We start from the raw sequence: 25,119 nt of genomic DNA, 5'->3' as shown, positions 1-25,119 counted from the left end.
TTCTATAGTGATCAAGTCCCCTGCCCTTGCGGCTTGCTGTCGAGCGTTGTCCATGGTCAACACCGAACACCTGATCATTTGCGAGCACTGCGACTGTGTGTACGAAAAAGCCGTGCTGGCCAAACACCAGAAAACCTCGTGCGTGCGCTGCGGCGGCGTACTGCAGCGCTTCAACGGTTTGACCGTCGAACAGCGCCTGGCCTTGACCTTCACAGCGGCGATGTTATGGCTGTTCGCCAATTTCTATCCGGTGATGAGCATCAGTCTCAAAGGCCTGAAAAACAGCGCGACGCTGTGGGATTCAGTGCTGGCGCTGAGTCAGGGGCCGATCACGTTCATGGCGATGGTCGCGGCGATTTCGATCATCATTGCCCCGGCATTTCAACTGGTGCTGCTGATCTGGGTGCTTAGTTTCGCGCTGTCATCGCGACGCGCGCCGGGCTTCAAGCTGTGCATGCGCTGGCTGGAAACCCTGCGGCCGTGGAGCATGCTTGAGGTATGCCTGCTCGGAGCGATGGTGGCGGTGTTCAAACTGGCCGGATTGCTCGACGTGTTGCCCGGCATCGGCCTGTTCGCACTGGCCGTGCTGAGCCTGATGATGATCAGGATTGCCGGCCGCGATATCCGCGACCTCTGGGACATTCTATGAAACGGCCACCGACTGCCAGCGAACTCAATCTGTGCCTGTGCCACAGCTGCGGGCTGGCTTGCGACATGACCGACGAGCCGCACGAGTGCCCGCGTTGCGACGCGCCGCTGCACCGGCGCAAGACCAATTCACTGGCGCGCACTTGGGCCTACATGCTCGCGGCGCTGGCGTTTTACGTGCCGGCCAATCTGCTGCCGGTGATGAACACCACCATGCTCGGCAGCGGCGCCGACAGCACGATCATGAGCGGCGTGCTGGAGTTCTGGGAGCACGGCGCCTGGGACATCGCGCTGATCATTTTCATCGCCAGCATCGCCGTGCCGGGAGTCAAGTTCGTCGCCCTGACGCTGCTGCTGATGACCGTGCAGCGCGACAGCGCCTGGGCGCGCAAAGAGCGCTCGAAGCTGTTCCGCTTCGTCGAGCTGATCGGCTATTGGTCGATGCTCGACGTGCTGGTGGTGGCGCTGGTCGCAGCATTGGTGAAGTTTCAGGCGCTGGGCGATATCGAGCCACGACCGGGCATTCTGTTTTTCGGCCTGGTCGTGGTGTTCACCATGCTCGCAGCGATGAGTTTCGATCCGCGCCTGATCTGGGACAAGGACACGGACGAATCCCTCAGCGACGCTGAACCTCAAGCAGCACCTGCAACGGGTGGCGCAGTGCCTGATCCGACTGGCGCTTGACCTGACTGCGGCAGGAATACCCCGTGGCCAGTGCTTCGCCCTGCTCTGTCGGCGCGTCTATCTGACGTGCCCACGACTGCTCGTAGATCACCGCTGAGGTTTGGCGATTGCGCGCTTCGTGGCCATACGTGCCGGACATGCCGCAGCAACCGGTGGCTTGCGTGGCCAGCTTCAATCCTGCGCGTTCGAATACCTGTTCCCACTGGCGGGTGGCGGCCGGGGCGTTGGTTTTCTCGGTGCAGTGGGCCAGCAGTCGGAACGACGCGGTTGCATCCTGTGGCGCCTGCTCCGGCATCACCTTGAGCAACCACTCCTGAACCAATGCCACCTCCGGGCATTGCTGCATGCCCGGCACTTTCAGGTATTCCTGGCGATACACCAGCGTCATCGCCGGATCGAGGCCCAACAACGGCACGCCCACATCGGCCAATTCACGCAACTGCCGCGCATTGCGCAACGCCGCGCGGTTGAACGCCGAGAGGAAGCCCTGCACATGCAACGGCTTGCCGTTGGCGCTGAACGGTGCCAGATACACCTGATAGCCGAGGCGCGAAATCAATTCGACCAGATCGGCCAACAGCGGCGCTTCGAAGTAGCGCGTGAAGGCGTCCTGCACGATGACCACACTGCGCGCACGTTGCGCCTCGGTCAGCGCCGACAACGTCGAAACCTTCGCCGGTTGCACCTGCCAACGGCGCATCGCCGCATGGAAATCAAAACGACTGAGCAACGGCACGTCGATCATGCCGCCGACCCGTTCCAGCAGGCTGCGAACGAATGAGGCGCCCATCAACCCGTTGTACAGCGCCGGAATCCGCGCCATGTACGGAATGCTGTACTCCAGCGAGGCGATCAGATAATCCCGCGCCGGGCGCAGATACCGGCTGTGATACAGCTCGAGAAAGCGCGAACGAAACTCCGGCACATTGACCTTCACCGGGCACTGCCCTGCGCAGGATTTGCACGCCAGGCAACCGGCCATGGCGTCATAGACTTCATGGGAGAAGTCTTCGGCCTGCGTACGGCTGTTGCGCCAGCGCTGCCACAACGCGCTGAAAAACGCCGGCTTGCGAATCGCATCGGACAACACGTCGACACCCGCCTCGCCCTGCAAACGCAGCCACTCGCGGATCAACGAGGCGCGGCCCTTGGGCGACTGAGCGCGTTCACGGGTGGCTTTCCATGACGGGCACATCGCGTCATCGGGATCGAAGTTGTAGCAGGCGCCGTTGCCGTTGCAATGCATGGCCGCGCCGTAGCTTTGCCAGACCTTTTCGTCGATCTGCCGGTCGAGTTCGCCGCGCAGAGTCACTTCGTCGATTTTCAGCAGTGCGGCGCCGGTGTTCGCCGCGGTGGCGATCTTGCCCGGGTTGAACTGGTTGAACGGGTCGAACGCGGCCTTCAAGGCTTGCAGTGCCGGATACAGCTCACCGAAAAATGCCGGCGCGTATTCCGAGCGCAAGCCTTTGCCGTGCTCGCCCCACAACAGGCCACCGTAACGCTGGGTCAGCGCGGCGACGCCATCGGACACCGGGCGCACCAGCGCCGCTTGTTGCGGGTCTTTCATGTCGAGGATCGGCCGCACGTGCAGCACGCCTGCATCGACGTGACCGAACATGCCGTACTGCAAACCATGGCTGTCGAGCAGGTCGCGCAACTCGGCGATGTACTCGGCCAAGTGCTGCGGCGGCACTGCGGTGTCTTCAACGAACGGCTGCGGCCGCGCTTCACCGGCGACGTTGCCGAGCAGGCCCACCGCACGTTTACGCATGCCGTAGACCTTGTTCACCGCCGCATGACCGACCGCCAGCGTGTGGCCCAAACGCTCAACCGTGCGGTCGCAGCTCAAGTGGTCGACGAACGCTTCGACCCGGCGCTGCAAATCCTCCGGATCGTCGCCGCAAAACTCCACCAGATTGATGCCCAAGGTCGGCCGCTCGGCGCTTTCCGGGAAATACTCGGCGACGCCGTGCCAGACGATGTCCTGCATCGCCAGCAACAGCACTTTCGAGTCGACGGTTTCGATCGACAATGGCTTGAGTGCCATCAAGGCCCGCGCATCGCGCAGTGCGTCCATGAACCCGGCGTAGCGGATGTTCACCAGCATCGTGTGCTTGGGAATCGGCAACACATTCAACCGCGCCTCAACGACAAAACCCAGCGAGCCTTCAGCACCGCACAGCACGCTGTTGAGGTTGAAACGCTGGTCAGCCTCACGCAGATGCGCGAGGTCATAACCGGTCAGGCAGCGGTTGAGATCGGGGAAGCGCTGTTTGATCAGTTCACCCTGCTCATCAATGATCTGCCGCGCGCAGCGATAGACCTCACCGACGCGATCTTCGCGGGCGCACAACGCTTCAAGCTCAGTTTCCTCAAGGGGCAAACCGCGCAGGCGCTCGCCACCGCGCAAGACCATGTCGAGTTCGAGCACGTGGTCGCGGGTCTTGCCGTAGGTGCAACTGCCCTGACCACTGGCATCGGTGTTGATCATGCCGCCGACGGTGGCGCGGTTGGAGGTCGACAACTCCGGGGCGAAAAACAGCCCGGCGGATTTCAGCGCGGCATTGAGCTGGTCCTTGACCACCCCGGCCTGCACCCGCACCCAGCGCTGCTCGACGTTGATTTCGAGGATGCGGTTCATGTGCCGCGACAGATCGACGACGATGCCGTCGGTCAGCGATTGGCCGTTGGTGCCGGTGCCACCGCCGCGCGGAGTGATCACCACTTGCTGATACGCCGGCTCGGCGATCAACCGCGCCACCCGCGCCACGTCCTCGGCATCCAGCGGAAACACCGCCGCTTGCGGCAGGCGCTGATAGATCGAGTTGTCAGTCGCCAGCACCACGCGGCTGGCGTAGTCGGCGCTGATCTCACCGCGAAAGCCGCTGGCTTTCAGGGCTTTGAGGAACTGCTGGTAATCGCTGGTCAGGGCGTTGGCGGGGGACAGCTGGGCAATCATCGGTCAGGTCATCTCGGTCAAATCGGGCCGCGTGGCGGTAAACAGTTGTACGCAACGAATGATTACGTCAGGCTCCGCCATCTCATGGTGCCCATGTTCATTGCTGGCGAACGCCGGGACAACCGTAAATTCGACCCGCTATTGATGACTTTTACGAATGAATCCGCGCACGCTCACCCCCTCCATGTCGTTATTGCTGGCCTTCGAGGCCGCCGCGCGCCATGAAAGCTACACCCGCGCCGCCCACGAACTGTCGCTGACGCAGAGTGCGGTCAGCCGTCAGGTGCAGATTCTCGAGAAGATGCTCGGCATGCGCTTGTTCAGCCGCGAAGGTCGGCAAGTGGTGCTGACCGATGTCGGGCGCATGTATCAGCGCGAACTCGCCGAAGCGCTTGGGCAGATTCGCAGCGCGACCTTGCAGGCCATGGCGTTCGGCTCGGGCATTCACAGCTTGCGCCTGGCGACGCTGCCGACCTTCGGCTCGAAATGGTTGCTGCCACGTTTGAAGGATTTCTACACCGCGCACCCGGGCATGACCGTGCATTTGCATTCGCGCATCGAAGCAATCGACTTCGATACCAGCGAAATCGATGCAGCAATCTGTGTCGGTGGCGGTGACTGGCCGGGGCTGACCGCCCTGCCCTTGCACACCGAGGAACTGGTGGTGATCGCCAGTGCGCAACTGTCCGCCGCCGAGCGCAATGACGCCGAACAACAGATTGCCGGGCAACTGCTGCTCAATGTCAGCAGCAATGCCCAAGCGTGGGCGGAATGGTTCAGCCATCACGGTTTGCCGCATCGCGGTATGCGCATCGGGCCAAGCTTTGAAATGACTTCGCACTTGATTCAGGCGGTGCGGGCGAATATTGGCGTGGGCTTGGTGCCACGGATTCTGGTCGAGGATGAGTTGTTGAATGGTGAACTGCTGCAACTGGGCGAGCCGATCACCAGTCGACGCAGCTACTACTTGGTGTATCCGCCGCGTAATGAGAATTTGCCGTCGCTGAAAGCGTTTCGGGATTGGCTGATTCATACACTCTGAGGGAATGAGTCGCAGCCATTCGCGAGCAGGCTCGCTCCCACACCTTGGAATGCATTTCCCCTGTGGGAGCGAGCCTGCTCGCGAAGAGGCCGGCAATGGCAACCTCAAAACCTCGGTTTAACTGCCTTCCAATCCGGCTTGTACCGCTGCATCTGCCGCACATCATCACGCTGGCGAATCCCGCACGTCAGGTACTGATCATGCAGCTTGCCCAACTGCTCATGGTCCAGTTCCAGCCCAAGCCCCGGCGCTCGGGTGATCTTCACGCAGCCATCGACAATCGGCAGTTTGCCGCCCTTGATCACTTCTTCATCCGGCTCCTGCCACGGGTAATGCGTATCGCAGGCGTAATCAAGATTCGGCACCGCCGCCGCGACATGCGCCATCGCCATCAGGCTGATGCCCAGGTGCGAATTGGAATGCATCGACACACCAACGCCGAACACAACGCACATTTTCGCCAGCGTCTGCGTGTCGCGCAGGCCGCCCCAGTAATGGTGGTCGGCGAGAACAATCTGCACGCTGTTTTGCGCGATGCTGCGGCGGAATTCGTCGAAATCGGTGACCACCATATTGGTCGCCAGCGGCAGACCAGTGCGCTTGTGCAGCTCAGCCATGCCGTCGAGACCCGGGGTCGGGTCTTCGTAATACTGCAGATCATCGCCGAGCAATTCAGCCATGCGAATCGAGGTTTCCAATGACCAGTTGCCATTCGGGTCGATGCGCAACGGGTAACCGGGGAAGGCTTTTTTCAGCGCCTTGATGCACGCCACTTCATGCTCTGGCGGCAACGTACCGGCCTTGAGCTTGATGCTCTTGAAGCCGTATGCCTCGATCATCCGCGCAGCCTGCGCAACGATCTGTTGCTCGCTGAGCGCCTCGCCCCAATTGTCCGGTTTGTACGGCGAATCGACATGCTGCGCGTACTTGAAGAACAGGTAAGCGCTGAACGGCACTTCATCGCGAATCGCGCCGCCGAGCAGATCCACCAGCGGCACATTCAGGTAATGCGCCTGCAGATCGAGGAACGCCACTTCGAACGCCGAATAGGCATTGCTCACTGCTTTACTGGCGTGGGAACCGGGGGCCAGTTCAGCACCGGCGAGACTGGCAGGTTTATTCGCGGCGACGGTGGCCTGCACGATGGCGCGCAACTGGTTGAGGTTGAACGGATCGAGACCGATCAACTGCGCCTGCAACTGCTGCTGAATCGCCAGCGCCGGGGCATCGCCATAGCTTTCGCCGAGGCCGATGTAGCCGTTGTCGCTTTCGATCTCGATGATCGAGCGCAGGGCGAAGGGTTCGTGGATGCCGCTGGCGTTGAGCAGCGGCGGATCGCGAAAGGCAATCGGGGTCACAGTTACGCGGGTGATTTTCAAGATAACGCTCCTGGCAGATCAACAATCAATTCAGTGGCTCGCGGCCGGGCTGGCCGTCGCAACAACGGCGGTCTCGTCACGGGGCTTTGCCGGGGTTTTGCCTTTGGCTCCTGGCGCCGTGCGGGCGAAGAAGATCACCACCGCCGCGATCAGCGACGTCGCCGCCAGACCATAAAGTCCGCCCTCGATGGAGCCGGTGGTTTCTTCGAGGATGCCGAACGCCGTCGGCGCAACGAAACCGCCGAGGTTGCCGATGGAGTTGATCAACGCGATCACCGCCGCGGCAATGCGCGCATCCAGATAGCTTTGCGGGATCGGCCAGAACAGTGCCGATGCAGCCTTGAAACCGATGGCGGCGAAACAGATGGCGACGAAGGCGAAAATCGGCCCGCCAGTGGTTGACATGAACATGCCGATCGCCGCGATCACCAGCGTCAGCGCGACCCAGGCTTGCTGGAATTTCCACTTGCCGGCCATGGCCGCGAAACCGTACATGGCAACAATCGAAATGATCCACGGGATCGAGTTGAGCAGGCCGACCTGGAAGTCACCGAGGTTGCCCATCTTCTTGATCATGCTCGGCAGCCAGAACGTCGCGCCGTAAATGGTCAGTGCGATGGAGAAATAGATGAAACAGAACAGCGCAATCTGCCGATCCGCCAACAGCTTGAACATCGACGGCTTGGCCACCTGCGACGCCTCGCGAGCGCGCTGTTCCTCGGCAATCGCCGCCACCAGCGCTTCGCGTTCCTCTTCGCTCAACCACTTGGCCTGACGCGGATGCGATTGCAGCCAGAACCATACGAATGCGCATAGCACCACCGACGCCGCGCCTTCGATCAGGAACATCCACTGCCAGCCATGCAGGCCCAGACCGCTGATATGCAGCAACGCACCGGACACCGGGCCGGAGATCACCGAAGCAATGGCCGACCCGCTGAGAAATACCGCCATGGTCTTGCCGCGCTCGGAGGCCGGCAGCCATTGGGTGAAGTAGTAAATGATCCCCGGAAAGAACCCCGCCTCGGCCGCGCCGAGAATAAAGCGCAACACATAGAAACTGGTTTCACCTCTGACGAACGCCATGGCCATGGCCGCTGCGCCCCAGGTGAACATGATCCGCGTCAGCCAGACCCGCGCGCCATAACGCTGCAGAAGCATGTTGGACGGCACTTCGAACAGTGCGTAGCCCACAAAGAACAAACCGGCGCCGAGGCCATAAGCCGCAGCGCCGATGCCCAGATCCGTCTCTAGGTGACTGCGCACAAAACCGATGTTGACCCGATCGATGTAGTTGACGATGAACATCACCACGAACAGCGGCAGCACGTGGCGCTTGACCTTGGCGGCGGCACGGGCGAGAACCGTGACGTCCAGCGGACTCTGGAGGTTTTTCAAGGGGCGACTCCCGATCTTGTTTTTTTAGGGATGGCGTAAAGCGATGGGCCGATCATGGACGGCGATCATTGATCCCGTCTAATCTAACTTGGCATTCGATTGATACCTGGATTAGATCAATGTTCGAATTGACCCAACTGCGCTGCTTCACCACTGTCGCCACCGAACTCAACTTTCGCCGCGCCGCCGAACGGCTGAATATGACGCAGCCACCGTTGAGCCGGCAGATTCAATTGCTCGAGCATCACCTCGGTGTCGAGCTGTTTACTCGCAGTACCCGCAGTGTTGCGTTAACCGCCGCCGGCCGTGCTTTCTTCATCGAAGCTCAGAACCTGCTGGAACGCGCACAGCAAGCGGCGGTAACCGCCCGGCGGTTTGCCGAGGGCGATATCGGTTCGGTGAACATCAGTTTTGTCGGCAGCGCGGTGTATGAGTTTTTGCCCAAAGTCATTGCCGAGGCGCGACTTAAACAACCGCAGGTGAAAATCGATCTGTCGGAGATGAACACTTACCAGCAGCACGAAGCCCTGCGCGCGAGACGGATTGATCTGGGCATTGCCCGCGCGCCGTTACTGGAGCCGGGGTATGCCACCGAGTGCCTGGTGCGCGAGCCGTTTGTGCTGGCAGTGCCAAGCGGACATCCATTGGCAACGGCGGCTGAAGTGGCAGTCAGTGACCTGGATAAACAGCCGTTCCTGATGTACTCCCACGCCGCGTATCCGCCGTTCAACGAATTGCTGACCGGCATGCTGCGTTCGGCCCGGGTTGCGCCGGATTACGTGCAGTGGCTGGGGTCGTCGCTGACGATTCTGGCCTTGGTCAACGCTGGCATGGGCCTGGCGCTGGTGCCCCGTTGCGCCACCAGTGTGGTGTTCAAAAATGTAGTGTTTCGCGATATCGATCTGGGTGAAGGGGTGCAGAGCGAGCTGCATCTGATCTGGCGGGAGAACAACGACAACCCGGCGTTTGCGATGTTGCTGGAAGCGATTCGCCGGGCAGTGGCTGAGGGTTGGGGCTAGGGAAATACTAGTTCTTCAGCGGTGGTGGAGCGCTCGGCGCTCTGGGCTGAGCATTTGCCACTGGCTTGCCATCTTTCGTGTAGCGGCGCGCTACCCATTCCGGCATTGGTTGCGGTGCTCTGGCTGTCATAACGAAACCTCCGATTTCGGGCCGAATTCGACCCACTTGACCTTCCCGGAATCTATCAGCAAAAACTCAGCGCCAAAGGGCACTTCTGCCCCTTCGGCATCCAGCCAACAGGGATTCTGCATCACGAACTGGCCACTGCTGGATTCCGGTGGCCACTCCACCGGCCAGCCAAACACGCGCCTTTCGTCGTTCAAATGCAGTGTGACGAGACGATGGTGTTGGGCAAAAATGCTGAACCATTCGCTGGGATAGGAAGTTTGTTTCGTGACATTTCGACTACGTAACCAGCCATGCAATTTGTCATTCGTAGCCAGATAGCAGGAGAGCAACCCGAGCGTCACCGAAACAACGAATGCCCACATCGTTTCCGCTTTGGCATCCCATTGCCCCAGAGAAAACCCTCTCGAACCCACCCACAAACACATTGCCCCAATCCCCAAAACCGCTCCCTGAATCACAAACGTGAAAATCAGCGCCTGCACAATCTGCCCGAACGTATCGGGTCGCTTGAAAGCCGTCAGTGAGTAAAAAATCCATGCTGACAAAAAACCGGGAATCAGATACTGCAACAGCGGAATAACTTCTTTGACCAGATCATCCATGATCCGAGACTCCTTGAAAGACCGGCCGACCTGACTATCGACCGCCCCGCAAAAGCCTAGTGCACACGGAGAAAACCCTTCGTGCGCAACTGTCACCGTTCATTTCGCGAATCAGATCCACACCTTTCAGCCTCCAGGCAGCCAAAAAAAGCAGAAACCGTCGATGCGGTTTCTGCTTTTTTTGCATAGGACAATAGCGTTACAGGCAATCACGCACCGATTGGCGCAACGAACCGGACTTCGCCCACGGCGGCCCCTGATACAACGAAACCCGGCTTCCGTCCTTGTACTTGACGATGTCGAGGATCTCGTCCGCAGTGATGATGCTCGGTGCGGTGATGCGATAGCCGTTGGAAATCGATGTCTGCGAAGTCTTGGCCACATCCTTCTGCCACAACGGTAATAAACACGCCGCATAGTCCTTGGGCGACTTGGCGCTGGTCTTGCTGATATTCGGCTCACCCGGCACCAACGAGGCCGGCAACGAGCAACCCGCCAACATGGCCAACGCCAGACTCCCGATCCATATCCGCATGGTGTATTCCTGATCTGAAAAAAGTGAATGTAGCGTGTAAGCGGCTCTACATCCATCGTGGCAACGCGCCCTTGGCGCAATCTGCACAACTTTTCACAACCGTTCAGCGTGCTGATGAACAGGCTTTGCCCATCGACGAAAAATGCGACTACTCTTTTCTACCGAGAATGTTCTGGAGGTGATCATGCGGCTCAATGAATACGAACACGAACTTCAACGCGATCTGCAAAGCGTTGCATCGGACTTGAGATGGTCGGCGGTCGACCTGAAACGTATCGCGGAACAATTGCGCAAATCCGGCAACGAGGCGGATGCGCAAACCGTGCTGAGATCCTGCGAGGTGCTGCAAAGCGATGAAGAACGGTTGCAACTCTATGCCCGGGAAGTGAAAGCCCGCGCGATCAGCCGAACCAAGGTCCACTGAGACCCGTCCGCCCCAGCCAAAACAAAAGCCCCGACAATTGCCGGGGCTCTTTCGTTACAGCCAGCCTGTCAGTGGGTTTTGCGACTTTGCGCGCGCGTCGTGCGTTTTTTGTAGCCAGGCAGCGCTGCGGCATAGGCCAGCGCCTCTTCCCGGCTACCAAACGACGCCAGCCGATCGCCCTGAGTGCAAACCCGCCATGGGCCATTGTTCACGCTAAGCACGTCATAGCCGTTCATGTGCATCTTGTTCAACATCGGCATGCTCATGGATACCTCCATTTTTGCTAACGGTCAGATCCAGCTTCACGCTTTTACCTTACACCCTGACCCGCCCGAAATGCCGACCGGATGTCGCCAGCCGCAACAGTCAAGGATCTGGCACTTTTCAACACAGCGAACGCTCCAAACTCCAATGAAACCTTTGTCGCAAGCTTCGGCTCAAATATTGCAGTTTTATTTCTATTTTGTGACAAGCATTAAACCAGGTAACAGATGAAAGTACGTGCAACCGTTATATGCGAGCAGGATCGCCACATTCTCCTGGTACGCAAACCCCACTGCCGCTGGACATTGCCCGGCGGCAAGGTCGAGCACGGGGAAACCCGAGCGGAGGCTGCCGTGCGCGAACTGCAAGAAGAAACCGGCCTGGACGCCGACGATGTGTTGTATCTAATGGAATTGCAGAGCGGCAGCACGCGGCATCATGTCTACGAGGCGTCCGTGCTGGACTTTGAGCAAGTGCGTCCACAGAACGAGATCATCGATTGCATCTGGCATCCGCTGGATGCGGTGCGCAATCTGAGAACCAGCGAAGCGACGCTGCGCATTGTTCAAGCGTTTCAACGGCGTTTATGAGGCGTTAACCAGCGAACGCTCGGCGGCCCGCGCTGATTTCGGTGCGTAATTCACCGATGAAGTTGGAAATGTCACGGATCGTGACGAGGTGTTCCGGGGAAACGCCATTGAGCAGCAATTCGACACGCCCGCTGTTCGGCTCATATACCTTGATTTGCAGCAGCCCCTGAGTGCCTGCAATGCAGTCACACTTGAACGCAGGAAAGCCGGATTCGACAATCCGGCAGATATCGTCAATGGCAAGCATGAGTGGACGCCTCGCAGGCGGTGGGTCGGTCGACTCGTAGAGCATAGATGAGCAATTTGTGTCTCGCTCGACACAAAAATGCCAACCCGATCACAACTTTCAAGCACGCCGTCAATGCGCGTCATGATCCCAGATCCAGTTCCACATCCCCGGCAAATTCACCGCCTCCGAGCTGTTCTCCACCGTGCGCGCCAGTGCGGCCTTCTCCAGCGCGGCGTGATCATCATAAAAAGGTTTGTCCGCCAGCCTCACGCCCGTGGCGGCCGCGCTGTCCAGCAGAATCTGCAGGTATTCGCGCGTGTGGCGCGCGGTATAGCGGTTGAGATCATGAAACGTCACCACGACCGGGATGACCCCGTCCACGGTGGGCAATTCGCCAAGGGCGATACGCTCACGGACTTCTGACAGCTGTCGCAACATGTTGGCCCGACGTCGCGGGCTGGCATTGAAACCCCAGATCTTGCCGTCGTTGGCGCTTAAATCCGTGAGCAAAACGTGCAAGCCGTGCTGCTGATACGCAGCGAAGGTGCGCTTGTCGTAATTCCAGAACGGCGGGCGCAGCAGTGTCGGCGGAGCACCCGAAATAGCAGCAATATCAGCCGTGCCGTTGGTCAGTGACTCTTCGAGTTCTTGCGGGTCGAGCAAGCGATGATTGGTGTGCCAATGGGTTGCCGTGTGAAACGCAATTATGTGCCCCTCGTCATGCTCGCGACGCATGAGGCTGCGGCCGATGTCACTGTTGCCCGCTCGCGGCGCGCGTGTCTGCACAAAGAACACCGCTTTGATACCCGGCTGCAGCGGGTTGTCCTTGAGACTGTCGAGCACCGTGGCCGACGGATTCCACAAACTCGAGGCGCTGGGGCCGTCGTCGAACGTCAACAGAAAGCGCACCGGTGCCTGGGTTTTCAGGCGCGTTTCGGTTTGCGCGGTCATTTCGATCGGGGCGGCGATACAACCGGTCAGCCCGAGGGCAATCAGCGCGGCACAAAGAAGTTTGAATCCGGATGTCATGTTTTGCCTTGAACACGGCGGCTGCCGTCATGTGATCGATTGGCAAAACTCCCTCGCCCTTATCCATCCCTGCGCTCGGATATTCGAGCCGAGGTTGGATAAGGTACACAGGGTTTGGTTCCGGCGCTCGCTCAGTGAGCCAATGCCTGTTTAAAAGACGTGTCGATAATGCCAGCGGTAGCCAACGGAGCCGGCAGCGCTTTTACTTTGAACAGGAAGTCGGCAGTGCTTTGCAGATCCGTCGCAGCCTGCTGATCTACCGGCCCAACCGTCATGTGCGCCTGACGCAACCAGTGGCGCGACACCTGCTGATCGAGATTGGCTTTCTTCGCCCACAGATCGGCGTATTCGTCCGTGTGGCTGTCGACCCACGCCCGAGCCTGTTGCAAACGACCGAGAAAATCCTCAATCGCTGCACGTTTGCTGTCGATCGACGGCGTTGACGCCGCGATTGCACTGAGCCCCGGCATCAGGTTTTTTGCGGTCAGGATCGGTCGCGCGCCGGAGAACACGATCTGCTGGGAAATGTACGGTTCCCACACCGGGAAAGCGTCAATGCTGCCCTGTGGCAGGGCTGCGGCGGCATCGATCGGCATCAACTTGACGAAGTCGACGTAGTTTTCCGGCAGACCGCCCTGCTCCAGGGCGCGCAAGGTCAACTGCTGACTCCAGGCGCCGGGCCAATAAGCGACTTTCTTGCCCTTCAAGTCGGCGATGGTTTTCACCGGCGAATCCTTGGGCACCAGCAACGCGATGGTGTCGGGATTTTGCCGCGATACGCCGATCAGTTTCACCGGCGCCTGCTTGGCGGCCAGAAACAGAAAACCGGAATCGCCCAGGAAGCCCAGATCCAGTGAACCGGTTTGCAAGGCTTCCGCCAAGGGTGCAGCGGCCTGGAAGTGTTTCCAGTCGACGGTATAAGGCGCGTCTTTCAACACGCCGGATGCCTCCACCGAGGCACGGATGTTGTAGTAGTTCTGATCACCGACATGCAGGACCAATGGGTCGGCTGCGTAGGAAAGCGGCGAAGTTAGTAGTGCAGTGATTAACGCACTGCGGAGGAAACGAGAAAGCTTCATGGCGAGTCCTGCAAAGGTAATTGCATAGACCATAACGCTGTTGATTCAAGGTTTTGAAATTCGATAAATGCATAAGCTCATGACGCCTGATAGTTGCTGTTTGCTTGGCAACAGTAGCGAATCACACTGTTGCCCACGCAACAGCTGAAATCCTGCACCTGGCGTTAAAACCCTTATAAACCGGCGCTTTCAAGCACATGGCACAGAGCCTGCAATATTCCATTCATGCAGGAAGCATTCGATAAAAATATCTTTTTGGACATAAGAAACCTGTGGCTTTGCCGGAGCGCCCCATGACATCGTTCTTTCCTCGACTCAAAACCCTGCTGGCTGCCAGCGCAGTGGCACTGAGCCTGCAACCACTCGCCCACGCAGCTGAAACGGCGCCGGCAGAAGTGCATCTCGACTACGCCTATTACTCGCCAGTCAGTCTGGTGCTCAAGCACTTCGGCTTCCTCGAAAAAGCCTTGCCGCAGACCAAGGTCAGTTGGGTACTGAGCCAGGGCAGCAACCGCTCGCTGGAATACCTCAACAGCGGCGGCGTGGATTTCGCTTCCAGCGCCAGCCTCGCCGCCGTGCTAAGCCGCGCCAACGGCAGCCCGATCAAATCGGTCTACGTCTACAGCCGCGCCGAATGGACTGCACTGGTGGTGCGCAAGGATTCTCCTTACCAGACCGTCGCCGACCTCAAGGGCAAAAAGATCGCCGCCACCAAAGGCACCGATCCTTACCTGTTTACCCTGCGCAGTCTGCAACAGGCCGGGCTGAAAAAAGACGATGTGGAACTGGTTCACCTGCAACATCCGGACGGCCGCACCGCGCTGGAAAAAGGCGATGTCGACGCTTGGGCCGGACTCGATCCGCACATGGCCGCCAGCCAGGTCCAGGCCGGTTCACGCCTGCTGTATCGCAACCCGGCGTTCAACAGTTACGGCGTGGTCAGCGTCACCGAGCAATACGCCAAAGAACATCCGCAGACTATCGACACCGTGATCAAGGCCTACGAACAGGCCCGCGACTGGGCGCTGAAAAATCCCGATGAGTTCGCCGCCCTTCTCGCCAAGGAGTCCGGATTGCCGCTGGATGTAGCCAAGTTGCAACTGTCGCGCACTGACCTGAGCAGCCCGCAACTGAGCCAGCAGGACATCAGCGCCTCCAAGGCTGCAGCGCCGATTCTGGTCTCCGAGGAACTGGTGCGCCGTGGAGTGAATGTCGATCAAGTCATCGATCAATTGCTCAACAGCGGTGTGCAGCAAGCCGTCGCCCACCAGTAATTGATCAGCCTCACGACAAATCCGCGCCCGTCGCGGATTTGCCGTGAGCGGAGCCAAAACCATGACCACTCACAGCAAAGACTTGTCCGCGCCACTTGCCGTACCGCGCCGGCGTCCTGCGAGTTTGAATCCGATGTGGCAGCGCCGCTGCAAGGGCCTGACCTTGCCGCTGCTGATCATCGTCGCGCTGGAAATTATCGTACGCATCGGCTGGCTGCCGTCCTACCAGATGCCAGCGCCGAGCGAGATCGCTCTGACCCTCACCGACCTCGCCGAAGGCGCGCTGTGGAAACACATCGGCGCCAGCCTGATCCGCGTGCTGCTCGGATTTGCCATCGGTGCCAGCCTGGCGCTGGTATTTGCTGCCTGGGTCGGCTTGAGTCGCGAAGCCGAAGCTTATCTGGAACCGACCTTCGCTGCCTTGCGCTCCATTCCGAGCCTGGCCTGGGTGCCGCTGCTACTGTTGTGGCTGGGCATCGACGAGACCTCGAAAATCGTCTTGATCGCCATCGGCGCGTTTTTTCCGGTGTACGTCAACGTGGTCGCGGCCATTCGCAACATTGATCGCAAACTGGTGGAAGTCGGCCGCATCTATGGCTTCAGTCGCTTGCAATTGGTGCGACGGATCTTGCTGCCGGCCGCCCTCCCCGGCTTGTTCACCGGGTTGCGCAGTGGCATGAGCCTGGCGTGGATGTTTCTGGTGGCGGCGGAATTGATCGCGGCCACCAAAGGGCTTGGCTATCTGCTCAGTGACGGCCGGGAAACCTCGCGGCCGGACATCGTGCTGGCTGCGATCATCGTGCTCGCCTTGCTCGGCAAATTCAGCGATGGCCTGCTCGCCATGCTCGAACGCCGCTGCTTGAACTGGCGCGACACATTCACCGGTCAGGGCGCCAGCGACTAAGCTGAACTCTCCAACCGGAGATCGGCCCATGTGCGGAAGACTCTCGCAGTACCGTGGCATTCACGACTTTGTCGCGGTGCTGAGCATTCCCGACGCGTTGATCAATCACGTCGGCGATGCGCCGCTTGATCGCTATAACGCGGCGCCGACTACCGCGCTGGCCGTCCTGCATCAACAAGGGCAGCACCTGCATGCCGACAATCTGCGCTGGGGCTGGCGCCCGCACTGGGCCAAGGATCGCCCACCACCGATCAATGCCCGGGTCGAGAAAGTTGCGCATGGCCCGTTCTTCCGGGCGATCTGGCGACATCGCTTGATCGTGCCCGTGGACAACTGGTTTGAATGGGTCGATAGCGAGGATAAAACCCGACAACCTTGGCTGATCCGTCGCGCGGACCACGGTGCAGTTTTCTGCGCGGCCATTGGACAATTTCCGACAGCCGAAACGCCGGATCGGGATGACGACGGTTTCGTGATTGTCACCGCCGATGCCGTCGGCGGCATGCTCGATATCCATGATCGCCGACCGGTGGTGTTCCGCGCGGAATTGGTGCGCGAGTGGCTGGATCCGGCGACGCCAGTTGAACGGGCCGAGCAAATGCTGCTATTCGAAGGTGAAGGCAGCGAAGTGTTCGAGTGGTACAAAGTCGGCAAAGCTGTTGGTAACGCACGCAATCAGGGGGCCAGTTTGATTATTGAGCAGACTTAAACATTTGCCGACTTCACGCGTCTATCAATGCAGAACCTGCCGAAGGCTGCGATCTTTTGACGCAGCGTTATAAGGAATAAAACTATTGCAAACTTTACCAACTCATAGAGCGAATCACTGCCGTTACAACCCCTGTTTCATTTTTGAGACGGCGCACATAAAACACACGTTTGAATGAACTAACCGCCTGTCTGACATTTCAACCGTCATACATACATTTAGATGCACTACGGCTAGCATGCGCGCCGCATTTCCATTTGGTATACCAGTTGACCAAAGAGTCAACAAACCAGGAACCCCCTAACGTCTACAAGCCTTGCAGAGAAATAAGTTGCGCGACGATTTTGCAATCAAACAGGTCAGCGGCCTGGAGTGTATTTATCTGTCCATGACAGAGCGCTTTGAACTCGACTGTTTTATCGGCCACTACATCAAGACCCGAAACCTGCGTGCCGTACCCGAAATCGAACGCATCCTGCGCACCACCCTCGAAGGGTATCCGGGCCACGCGCCGGTGATGGTCAACGAGCTCAATGCGTGGATTGATCGAACCTTGGGATATCGGGCCACACACCCCGATTTCACGCAGTTGGACGAACTTTGAAACCGTAAAAAAGCCCCACACTTGTGGGGCTTTATCGTAGAAGTCACTCAAAACTTGCGGTCAGGATCGGAAAGCTCTCGGCCATCATCGTGCTTCCAGGTCTGCTCCTTGTGCTTCTCCCGCTCTATTTCTTCTTGCGTCGGTTCATCCGTATCTTCGTCATCCGTCTCTGGATGCTTTTGCTCAGTCGCCATGTGCACCTCCCGTGATCAGTAACCTTTCATCCCTGAAGCGTAGAACAGACAACTTACAGCCACCAGCGCAGCAAAAAGAAGAACGCCATGCTCAACAACATGCTGAGCAAAGTACTGCGCGTGTAGATCACCAAAGCGATCGCCACCAGCGAACTGAGCAGGTAGGGATTATCCCACTGCAGATTCAGCTGTTTGTCGGGCATGAAGACAATCGGCCCACAGATAGCGGTCAACATCCCCGGTACCGCAAACCCGAGAAACTGTCGCGCATTGCTGCTCAGACGCACCGGCAAACGCGGTTCGAGAAACACGTAGCGGTTGAGAAACACCAGAAGCCCCATACCAAAAATCACCGCCCAAACCATCATGTGCGCTCCCGATACAGCTTGTTGCAGATAAACCCGGCGGTCATTCCGGCCAGTCCGGACAACACCAGCGCCGAACCCCACTGCCAGTAACTGAACAGCACCGAACAAAACAGCGACACCGCCACACACACCAGCGTCGGTACGTTACGCACCACCGGCGTGATCAACGCGATAAACGTGGCGGCAATCGAGAAATCCAGCCCCAAGTGCTCAAGCCCTGGAATGCTGCTGCCGAGGACAATGCCGGCGAGAGTGAACAGATTCCACGCGATGTAGAACGTCAAACCGACGCCCAACGCATACCAGCGATTGAACTGCTGGCGATCATGTTGACTGGTCAGTGCAAACAACTCATCGGTGAGCAAAAAACCCAGACCTGCACGCCAGCGCCCCGGCAGCGGCGAAATCACCGAGCGCATGCTCATGCCATAGAGCAAGTGCTGCGAGGTCAGCAGCAGCGTGGTCAGCAGAATCGAGAAAATCCCCGCACCGCCCTTGAGCATGCCGATCGCCACCAACTGCGCCGCACCGGCAAACACGATGCTCGACAAGCCCTGCCCTTGCAGCGGCGTGAGGTTGGCCTCGATCGCCATGGAGCCGGCCAGCAGCCCCCATGGCGCGGTGGCCAGAGACAACGGCATGATCGCCGCAGCGCCGCGAAGGAACGCACTGCGCGGCATAAGTGCATCAGACATAAACGTTCTTCAACCAGGAAACGGTCGAAGACTGTGCCAGCCATTTCGCCTTTCTGGCTTGAACAATCTTGCGCACTTGTGGGAAATCGGCCGGATGAGCGCGCAATTCGCTGATTTTCGCACTGACTGTTAATCCCCTGAGCGGCGTAACATAGCGCCATTCACAACCGCGTCAGGGAGACGACATGCTGTACCGAATCGCAGCCGACGGGCTGGTGCTGTTTCATTTGTCATTCATTCTGTTCGTGCTGTTTGGCGGGCTGCTGGTCCTCAAATGGCCACGATTGATGTGGCTGCATTTGCCGGCCGCTGCTTGGGGCGTGGCGGTCGAGGTGCTGCATCTGACCTGTCCGCTGACGTACTGGGAAAACCTTATGCGTCACGCCGCCGGGCAGACCGAATATGCCGGCGGCTTCATCGAGCATTACGTCTGGCCGATCATCTATCCGGCCGGGCTCACCCCGCAGATTCAACTGGCGCTCGGCAGCGTCGTGCTGGCGGTCAACCTGCTGGTGTATGGGCGGGCAATTCGCTCATGGAAACATCGTCGCGCCGCCTCGCCGCTTTAATTATCCTCGCCGACTGACTTGAAGCGGGCCTCGAAATCCGCTGCCAGGTCCGCCAAGGTGATGCCGCCCAACCGCGACAGCAACAGTGCCTGCGCCTCATCGAAGGTGCGTGTCAGTGCGGCGTTCACCGCTTGCTCGACCAGACACTCCGGGTGATCCGTCGACAAACCGATGGAAAAAATCGACTGCGTGCCCAACGCCTGGTGGATATCCAGCAGGGTGATCTGCGCCAGCGGTTTGGCCAGCGCCCAGCCTCCCTGATGGCCCTTCTCTGACGTCACAAACCCCTGCTCCTTGAGCAAACCCATGGTGCGCCGCACCACCACCGGGTTCGTGCCAAGCATGCCGGCGATGGTTTCCGAGGTCGCGCGCTTTTCATGGCGAGCCATGTGAATCAACACATGGAGCATGCGCGATAACCGCGTGTCGTTTCTCATCGATGATCCTTTTTTAGCCAGTTGCGAAGATGCGCCGAGTATCGCTTGCAATGTCTGAAGTTACGAGAATATTGACAGCAATATTTCTCGTAACTTACGGTGTACTCTGAAAATTCAAGAGGAGATTCACTCATGGTGTACGACGTCATCATCGTTGGCGGCAGCTATGCCGGGCTGTCCGCCGGCCTGCAACTGGCCCGCGCCCGACGCAATGTGTTGGTGCTGGATTCAGGACTGCGACGCAACCGTTTTGCCGAAACATCCCACGGTTTCCTCGGCCAGGATGGACGTGCACCGGGGCAGATTGCTGACGAAGCACGCGCACAGTTACTGGCTTACCCCAGCGTGCAATGGCTAACAGATACAGCAGTTGAAGCGACTCGGGCTGACAGCGGATTCGATCTGCGCACCGAGAGCGGACAATGGCTCAGCGCCAAGCGACTGATCCTGGCCTCGGGCGTCATCGACGAGTTGCCGGACATCGACGGTCTCAGGCAACGCTGGGGCCAAAGTGTTTTCCATTGCCCCTACTGCCACGGTTATGAACTGAATCAAGACGCGATCGGCGTATTGGCGACGTCACCGATGTCGATTCATCACGCCCTGCTACTGCCGGATTGGGGCCCGACCACGTTCTTCACTAACAACGTGTTCGAGCCGGATGCCGAACAATTGGCGGAACTGGATCGCCGCGGTGTAACCCTGGAAACCCGGCCGGTCAGTCATATCCGTGGCGAGCGTGCGGACGTGGTACTCAGCGATGGTCAGGTCATCGCCGTTGCAGGCCTGTTCGCCATGCCACGCACACGCATGGCCAGCCCGCTGGCTGAACAATTGGGATGTACATTCGAGGATGGCCCGATGGGACCGTTTATTCAGACTGACGCGACACAACAAACCAGCGTCGCCGGCGTATTTGCCTGCGGAGATGCGGCATTGGCTGCCGGTTCAGTGGCGCTGGCGGTTGGCGACGGTGCCCGCGCCGGTGCGGGCACTCACCGCTCGATGATCTTTGGCTGATGCTTGAATCGCAGGCATCTCAGCGCGAAGTCGGCTTCAACGCCTCCAGCCAGGCCGGATCCAGGCGCGTCTGCTCGGTATCGAGTCCCAGCGCCTGCATCCGTTCCTTGTGCGCTTCGGCTTCGCGCCACAGTTGCCCATGATCGCTGGAGTTACCGTCCAGTTCGTGCATTTGCGTCAATCCCAGATGGTAGAAGCGTAGAACCTTCATCGCCGTCGGATCGTTCTGCTCCACCGCCGCCGTCACCTGATGCATCACATTGGTGATGCTCATCAGATTGCGCTTGAGCCGCCAGCTGTACACCGCTGGCGCCATCCAGCTCTGATTCCAGAAGCGTCCGCGCAATAACGCAGCGGTCAGCAGAAAGGCGACAAACACCCCGCCGACATTGAAGCGCAGGTTATCGCCGCCGGGCTCGCCAAACAGCGCCACCGCCACGCTGGAAAACAGCATCGCCAGCACCAGGAACAGCACGGCGATGATGATCGTGCTGCGTCGCGTCTGCTGGCGAAAGGTGGCGGCGTCCATCGGCTGAATCTCGAACATCACAAATGACTTCCTTGAGCGACAAAAGGGCTAACTGAAAAAACCGGCCGGCGCATTATCGCCTCTAGCGCGGATTTAGCTATGCTGGGGCTCCTTTTCATCTTTTCAGCGTCCAACGGGGACATGGCGGTATAGCGCAGATCGTGCCATCTTCATTCATGGATACACACTATTCGGATGCCATCGCCTAGTCTTGAGATGACATCGTTTTAAGGATCATTGCATGACCCAACGACACGTAATCAATGCCTCGGTCAGCCCGAAAGGCAGCCTGGAAACCCTTTCTCAACGTGAAGTTCAGCAACTGAGCGAAGCCGGATCCGGCAGCACCTACACCCTCTTCCGCCAGTGCGCCCTGGCCATCCTCAACACCGGCGCCCATGTCGATAACGCCAAGACCATCCTCGAAGCCTACAAAGACTTCGAAATCCGCATTCACCAGCAGGATCGCGGCGTACGCCTGGAGCTGTTGAACGCGCCGGCCGACGCGTTCGTCGATGGCGAAATGATCGCCAGCACCCGCGAAATGCTTTTCAGCGCCCTGCGCGACATCGTCTACACCGAAAACGAACTCGACAGCCAACGCATCGACCTGACCACCTCGCAAGGCATCAGCGACTACGTCTTCCACCTGCTGCGTAACGCGCGCACCCTGCGCCCGGGCGTCGAGCCGAAAATCGTCGTGTGCTGGGGCGGCCATTCGATCAACACCGAAGAATACAAATACACCAAGAAAGTCGGCCACGAACTCGGCCTGCGCAGCCTCGACATCTGCACTGGTTGCGGCCCGGGCGTGATGAAAGGCCCGATGAAAGGCGCGACCATTGCCCACGCCAAACAGCGTATTCACGGCGGGCGTTATCTGGGTTTGACCGAGCCGGGCATCATCGCCGCCGAAGCGCCGAACCCGATCGTCAACGAGCTGGTGATCCTGCCGGACATCGAAAAACGTCTGGAAGCCTTCGTCCGCGTTGGCCACGGCATCATCATCTTCCCGGGCGGTGCCGGTACTGCGGAAGAATTCCTCTACCTGCTGGGCATCCTGATGCACCCGGACAATAAAGGCCTGCCGTTCCCGGTGATCCTCACCGGACCGAAGCACGCCGCGCCGTATCTGGAGCAACTCGACGCCTTCGTCATCGCCACTCTCGGTGAAGCGGCCAAGCAGCACTACGAAATCATCATCGACGACCCGGCCGAAGTGGCGCGGCAGATGACTCAAGGCCTGAAAGCAGTGAAGCAGTTCCGCCGCGAGCGCAACGATGCGTTCCACTTCAACTGGCTGCTGAAAATCGACGAAGGCTTCCAGCGTCCGTTCGATCCGACCCACGAAAACATGGCCAACCTCAAACTGCACCGCGACCAGCCACCGCACGAACTGGCGGCCAATCTGCGCCGGGCGTTCTCCGGCATTGTCGCTGGCAACGTCAAGGACAAGGGCATTCGCCTGATCGAAGAACACGGGCCGTACCAGATCCGTGGTGACGCGGCGATCATGCAACCGCTCGATGCCCTGCTCAAAGCCTTCGTCGCCCAACACCGGATGAAACTGCCGGGCGGCGCGGCGTATGTGCCGTGTTATCGAGTGGTGGCGTAACTCTTTCGGTTACCACGCAACAACTGTAGGAGCGAGCCTGCTCGCGATAGCGGTATATCAGTCACCTTTTATATTGACTGAACCACCGCTTTCGCGAGCAGGCTCGCTCCCACAGGTTCTGGTGTGTGGCGCAAAGGGTATTTACAACCACAGTCCCCCTGTGGGAGCGAGCCTGCTCGCGAAGAGGCCCGAAAGTACACCACCGACCTTATCCCACCAACCGCGCCGCCAGCGCCTTGGCCTGCAACGCCACATCCGTCACCGCCGTGCTCTCCCACCACATCCCCCGCAATGGTGGTCCCATTGCAAACAACCGATCAGCCGCACACCCCTCGGCATCCAGCACAGCGCCATCCACCGCCGCCGCAATCCCCAACGCCAATGGCCCCGGCTGCACCAAACCCCGCGCCAGCACCTGCTGCGGCAACGGTCGCGCCACCCGGCGCCAGTCGTATTCAATTCCACTGGAATTGATCAATGCGGCGCCTTGCACCACGCAGGTTTCAGACTCACCGCGACGGCGGATGCAAATACGGACGCCACCGTCCGGACTTGGCTCAAGCCCATTGAACGAAGCTGCCTGAATACGCAATCGCCCTTCTTTATAAAGACGCTCAACCAGCGCCGCACTCATCGGCGGCGAACGGTGATGATGACTTTCCCACCACGGCCGTACATGCCGTACGAATTGTCGACGCTGCGCGTCAGTCGCCTGACTCCACAACCGAGCGATGTGCACCCGAACCGTGTCCAGTGGCGCCTGCCAATCGATACCTTGCGCGATGGCTGCCCGGCATTGCCGACGCAATTCTCGGAGCAACTGCCGTGGTGTGCAAATGCCGTGATTTTCACCCAGAAAATCCACCCAGGCCGGCGGTTGTCGGCGTACATGGGGCAATAAACCATGGCGGGAAAACACTTCAATCGGCCCGCGATGCCCGGCCTGTTCCAGCGAGACCACAGCATCGACCATGGTCAGGCCGGAGCCAATGATCATCACGGTGGATTGCGGGTCGAGTTGACGCATCGCCGCGACATCCCACGGATCGAGCGCTGCGGCGTTGAGACCGCTGGAGGTTTTCTGCGGGGTTCGCGCGGCCGGGAACATTCCAGTCGCCAGGACAGCGTAGCCACCGCGCAATGATTGGCCATCGCTCAGCGTCAGTTGCACCGAGTCGGTGTCAACTTGCAGATCGACGACCTCCGCACGAATGTGCTCAACACTTGAGTCATGCAGCGCCCCTACTCTGCGCGCTTCACCCAGGCGCTGCTGCACATAGACGCCGAACAACCCACGCGGCGGAAACAGTTCACTGATTGGCACATTCTGTTCGGCAGACTCCGGCCAGCCGCCACCGGCAATGTGCTCGGTCAGCCATTGCGTCAGGTCATCCGGATTATCCGGATCGACGCTCATGCGTGCGGCGTTGCCATTGAGTGTGTGACCCAACTCGACCGCGCTGTACGCCTCGCCCCGTCCCAGTTCCGGACGCGGTTCAACGATCAGGACCTTGCGCCGGCCAGGCAGACGCAATAATTGCACCGCCAGCATCGTGCCACTGAGGCCACCACCGATAATCAGGATGTCTGCGCTCTGACTCATTCAAATCACCACATTGCGCACAAACCGCGCCGCGACATCGCCATCGTTGCGATAGGAATGCGGCTGATTGCTGGCAAACATGAAAAACTCACCCGTGCCGATGTGCTGCGGCTGATCGCCGAGCATTAGCGTCAGGCAACCCTCGAAGACGAAAATCTGCTCGCTCCAGCCTTCGGCATCCGCTTGTGACGGATAGACCTCGCCCGGTTGCAGACACCATTCCCATTGCTCGACTTCGCGGGTCGCCGTGGCTTTGGACAGCAGCACAGCTTTGCTCCCCGGGTGGGTGCCTGCCCATGCCACCTCGTTGATGCGGCTCGGGTCGCGGGCATCCGGCGCCTGGATCAGATCGCTGAACGCCACATCAAGCGCTTCGGCGACGCGATCAAGCGTAGTCAGACTGACGTTCTTTTCACCCGCCTCGATCGCCACCAGCATGCGCCGGCTGACCCCGGACTTTTCTGCCAGCGCGGTCTGGCTCATGTCGGCGGCATGCCGTAGGCGCCGCACATTCAGGCTGACGTGTTGCAGGACGGAGGCGCGTTGCGTTGAATCTTTGTGCACTATATTGCTCACTCAGTGAGGTT

The 25,119-nt window shown here is 59.3% G+C and carries 29 protein-coding genes; 13 read left to right on the top strand and 16 right to left on the bottom strand.

What is annotated here, in order from left to right; all coding sequences use genetic code 11:
- The first annotated feature begins 52 nt into the window (after positions 1-52).
- Both HU718_RS12665 and HU718_RS12660 read left to right on the top strand, forming a co-directional pair.
- Positions 53-649 (top strand): paraquat-inducible protein A, encoded by a 597-nt coding sequence (locus HU718_RS12665; protein WP_077573324.1) that lies wholly within the window; start codon positions 53-55, stop codon positions 647-649.
- A complete protein-coding gene (locus HU718_RS12660; protein ID WP_186614355.1) occupies positions 646-1,332 on the top strand; it encodes a paraquat-inducible protein A in 687 nt (228 codons plus the stop codon). Before HU718_RS12665 ends, HU718_RS12660 begins: the two co-directional genes overlap by 4 nt.
- Here the strand turns inward: HU718_RS12660 and ydiJ are convergent.
- Complete coding sequence (ydiJ, locus tag HU718_RS12655; protein WP_186614353.1) at positions 1,265-4,291, bottom strand: D-2-hydroxyglutarate dehydrogenase YdiJ; 3,027 nt, start codon at positions 4,289-4,291, stop codon at positions 1,265-1,267. The two genes, HU718_RS12660 and ydiJ, sit on opposite strands and share 68 nt — an antisense overlap.
- A 157-nt stretch (positions 4,292-4,448) precedes the next feature.
- Between ydiJ and HU718_RS12650 the strand changes: the two genes are divergently transcribed.
- Positions 4,449-5,333 carry a LysR substrate-binding domain-containing protein gene (locus HU718_RS12650; RefSeq protein ID WP_186614351.1) on the top strand — a complete coding sequence of 295 codons (885 nt, stop codon included), beginning with the start codon at positions 4,449-4,451 and terminating at the stop codon, positions 5,331-5,333.
- Between the two features lie 104 nt (positions 5,334-5,437).
- On the opposite strand, the gene HU718_RS12645 is transcribed toward HU718_RS12650, so the two are convergent.
- Entirely contained in the window at positions 5,438-6,712 is a 1,275-nt protein-coding gene (locus HU718_RS12645) for a glucarate dehydratase family protein (RefSeq protein WP_186614349.1), read from the bottom strand.
- A gap of 30 nt (positions 6,713-6,742) precedes the next feature.
- The gene (locus HU718_RS12640; RefSeq protein ID WP_186614347.1) at positions 6,743-8,110 is read right to left on the bottom strand and encodes an MFS transporter; all 1,368 of its coding nucleotides are present in this window, start codon (positions 8,108-8,110) and stop codon (positions 6,743-6,745) included.
- A gap of 119 nt (positions 8,111-8,229) precedes the next feature.
- On the opposite strand from HU718_RS12640, the gene HU718_RS12635 reads away from it, so the two are divergent.
- Positions 8,230-9,129, top strand: coding sequence for a LysR family transcriptional regulator (locus HU718_RS12635; protein ID WP_127926836.1), 900 nt, complete (start codon positions 8,230-8,232; stop codon positions 9,127-9,129).
- Positions 9,130-9,255: 126 nt separating this feature from the next.
- Here the strand turns inward: HU718_RS12635 and HU718_RS12630 are convergent, their stop codons facing one another.
- Both HU718_RS12630 and HU718_RS12625 read right to left on the bottom strand, forming a co-directional pair.
- Entirely contained in the window at positions 9,256-9,861 is a 606-nt protein-coding gene (locus HU718_RS12630; protein ID WP_186614345.1) for a DUF6338 family protein, read from the bottom strand.
- A gap of 199 nt (positions 9,862-10,060) precedes the next feature.
- Positions 10,061-10,396 carry a hypothetical protein gene (locus HU718_RS12625; protein WP_102902096.1) on the bottom strand — a complete coding sequence of 112 codons (336 nt, stop codon included), beginning with the start codon at positions 10,394-10,396 and terminating at the stop codon, positions 10,061-10,063.
- Positions 10,397-10,580: 184 nt separating this feature from the next.
- Here HU718_RS12625 and HU718_RS12620 point away from each other — a divergent pair, with 184 nt between their 5' ends.
- A complete protein-coding gene (locus HU718_RS12620) occupies positions 10,581-10,820 on the top strand; it encodes a hypothetical protein (RefSeq protein ID WP_065259780.1) in 240 nt (79 codons plus the stop codon).
- Positions 10,821-10,888: 68 nt separating this feature from the next.
- Here the strand turns inward: HU718_RS12620 and HU718_RS12615 are convergent, their stop codons facing one another.
- Positions 10,889-11,086 carry a DUF2188 domain-containing protein gene (locus HU718_RS12615; protein WP_102902095.1) on the bottom strand — a complete coding sequence of 66 codons (198 nt, stop codon included), beginning with the start codon at positions 11,084-11,086 and terminating at the stop codon, positions 10,889-10,891.
- Between the two features lie 225 nt (positions 11,087-11,311).
- On the opposite strand from HU718_RS12615, the gene HU718_RS12610 reads away from it, so the two are divergent.
- Positions 11,312-11,674 carry an NUDIX hydrolase gene (locus HU718_RS12610; protein WP_150773906.1) on the top strand — a complete coding sequence of 121 codons (363 nt, stop codon included), beginning with the start codon at positions 11,312-11,314 and terminating at the stop codon, positions 11,672-11,674.
- A gap of 4 nt (positions 11,675-11,678) precedes the next feature.
- On the opposite strand, the gene HU718_RS12605 is transcribed toward HU718_RS12610, so the two are convergent.
- The 3 genes from HU718_RS12605 to HU718_RS12595 form a co-directional block, all read right to left on the bottom strand.
- Entirely contained in the window at positions 11,679-11,921 is a 243-nt protein-coding gene (locus tag HU718_RS12605; RefSeq protein ID WP_110720431.1) for a DUF1652 domain-containing protein, read from the bottom strand.
- 111 nt (positions 11,922-12,032) lie between these two features.
- Positions 12,033-12,932, bottom strand: coding sequence for a polysaccharide deacetylase family protein (locus HU718_RS12600; protein ID WP_186614342.1), 900 nt, complete (start codon positions 12,930-12,932; stop codon positions 12,033-12,035).
- A gap of 131 nt (positions 12,933-13,063) precedes the next feature.
- The gene (locus HU718_RS12595) at positions 13,064-14,011 is read right to left on the bottom strand and encodes an ABC transporter substrate-binding protein (RefSeq protein ID WP_186614340.1); all 948 of its coding nucleotides are present in this window, start codon (positions 14,009-14,011) and stop codon (positions 13,064-13,066) included.
- A gap of 293 nt (positions 14,012-14,304) precedes the next feature.
- On the opposite strand from HU718_RS12595, the gene HU718_RS12590 reads away from it, so the two are divergent.
- The 4 genes from HU718_RS12590 to HU718_RS12575 all read left to right on the top strand — a co-directional run bounded on the left by HU718_RS12590 (position 14,305) and on the right by HU718_RS12575 (position 17,502).
- Positions 14,305-15,285, top strand: a complete 981-nt coding sequence (locus tag HU718_RS12590) for an aliphatic sulfonate ABC transporter substrate-binding protein (protein WP_186614338.1) — start codon at positions 14,305-14,307, stop codon at positions 15,283-15,285.
- Between the two features lie 61 nt (positions 15,286-15,346).
- Positions 15,347-16,189, top strand: coding sequence for an ABC transporter permease (locus HU718_RS12585; RefSeq protein ID WP_150707540.1), 843 nt, complete (start codon positions 15,347-15,349; stop codon positions 16,187-16,189).
- A gap of 28 nt (positions 16,190-16,217) precedes the next feature.
- Positions 16,218-16,898, top strand: a complete 681-nt coding sequence (locus HU718_RS12580) for an SOS response-associated peptidase (RefSeq protein WP_150707539.1) — start codon at positions 16,218-16,220, stop codon at positions 16,896-16,898.
- Between the two features lie 331 nt (positions 16,899-17,229).
- Positions 17,230-17,502 carry a hypothetical protein gene (locus tag HU718_RS12575; RefSeq protein ID WP_150707538.1) on the top strand — a complete coding sequence of 91 codons (273 nt, stop codon included), beginning with the start codon at positions 17,230-17,232 and terminating at the stop codon, positions 17,500-17,502.
- Positions 17,503-17,549: 47 nt separating this feature from the next.
- On the opposite strand, the gene HU718_RS12570 is transcribed toward HU718_RS12575, so the two are convergent.
- Genes HU718_RS12570 through HU718_RS12560 form a run of 3 tightly spaced genes read right to left on the bottom strand, consistent with a single transcriptional unit; the run spans position 17,550 to position 18,759 of the window.
- Positions 17,550-17,696 (bottom strand): hypothetical protein, encoded by a 147-nt coding sequence (locus HU718_RS12570; protein WP_176470073.1) that lies wholly within the window; start codon positions 17,694-17,696, stop codon positions 17,550-17,552.
- A gap of 53 nt (positions 17,697-17,749) precedes the next feature.
- Positions 17,750-18,061 (bottom strand): AzlD domain-containing protein, encoded by a 312-nt coding sequence (locus HU718_RS12565; protein ID WP_162835977.1) that lies wholly within the window; start codon positions 18,059-18,061, stop codon positions 17,750-17,752.
- Complete coding sequence (locus HU718_RS12560) at positions 18,061-18,759, bottom strand: AzlC family ABC transporter permease (protein WP_150707537.1); 699 nt, start codon at positions 18,757-18,759, stop codon at positions 18,061-18,063. Before HU718_RS12560 ends, HU718_RS12565 begins: the two co-directional genes overlap by 1 nt.
- Positions 18,760-18,944: 185 nt before the next feature.
- Here HU718_RS12560 and HU718_RS12555 point away from each other — a divergent pair, with 185 nt between their 5' ends.
- On the top strand, positions 18,945-19,328 hold the full coding sequence (locus tag HU718_RS12555; protein ID WP_186614336.1) for a DUF2784 domain-containing protein: 384 nt from the start codon (positions 18,945-18,947) through the stop codon (positions 19,326-19,328).
- Here the strand turns inward: HU718_RS12555 and HU718_RS12550 are convergent.
- The gene (locus HU718_RS12550) at positions 19,325-19,765 is read right to left on the bottom strand and encodes an Rrf2 family transcriptional regulator (protein WP_095120329.1); all 441 of its coding nucleotides are present in this window, start codon (positions 19,763-19,765) and stop codon (positions 19,325-19,327) included. The two genes, HU718_RS12555 and HU718_RS12550, sit on opposite strands and share 4 nt — an antisense overlap.
- Positions 19,766-19,897: 132 nt before the next feature.
- Here HU718_RS12550 and HU718_RS12545 point away from each other — a divergent pair, with 132 nt between their 5' ends.
- Entirely contained in the window at positions 19,898-20,785 is an 888-nt protein-coding gene (locus tag HU718_RS12545; protein ID WP_186614334.1) for an NAD(P)/FAD-dependent oxidoreductase, read from the top strand.
- A gap of 19 nt (positions 20,786-20,804) precedes the next feature.
- On the opposite strand, the gene HU718_RS12540 is transcribed toward HU718_RS12545, so the two are convergent.
- The gene (locus tag HU718_RS12540) at positions 20,805-21,332 is read right to left on the bottom strand and encodes a DUF3087 domain-containing protein (RefSeq protein WP_150730984.1); all 528 of its coding nucleotides are present in this window, start codon (positions 21,330-21,332) and stop codon (positions 20,805-20,807) included.
- A 223-nt stretch (positions 21,333-21,555) separates the two neighbouring features.
- Here HU718_RS12540 and ppnN point away from each other — a divergent pair, with 223 nt between their 5' ends.
- Positions 21,556-22,929, top strand: coding sequence for a nucleotide 5'-monophosphate nucleosidase PpnN (gene ppnN / locus HU718_RS12535; RefSeq protein WP_102902084.1), 1,374 nt, complete (start codon positions 21,556-21,558; stop codon positions 22,927-22,929).
- Positions 22,930-23,137: 208 nt separating this feature from the next.
- On the opposite strand, the gene HU718_RS12530 is transcribed toward ppnN, so the two are convergent.
- Both HU718_RS12530 and HU718_RS12525 read right to left on the bottom strand, forming a co-directional pair.
- Positions 23,138-24,532 (bottom strand): FAD/NAD(P)-binding protein, encoded by a 1,395-nt coding sequence (locus HU718_RS12530; RefSeq protein WP_186614332.1) that lies wholly within the window; start codon positions 24,530-24,532, stop codon positions 23,138-23,140.
- Positions 24,533-25,096: a helix-turn-helix domain-containing protein gene (locus HU718_RS12525; protein ID WP_095120325.1), complete on the bottom strand. Its 564-nt coding sequence runs from the start codon at positions 25,094-25,096 to the stop codon at positions 24,533-24,535.
- Between the last annotated feature and the right edge of the window lie 23 nt (positions 25,097-25,119).

Source organism: Pseudomonas tensinigenes (assembly GCF_014268445.2).
In the GTDB taxonomy this organism is placed as follows: domain Bacteria; phylum Pseudomonadota; class Gammaproteobacteria; order Pseudomonadales; family Pseudomonadaceae; genus Aquipseudomonas; species Aquipseudomonas tensinigenes.
Note: the sequence above shows the minus strand (reverse complement) of the source record. Positions and strands in the feature narration are given on the sequence as shown.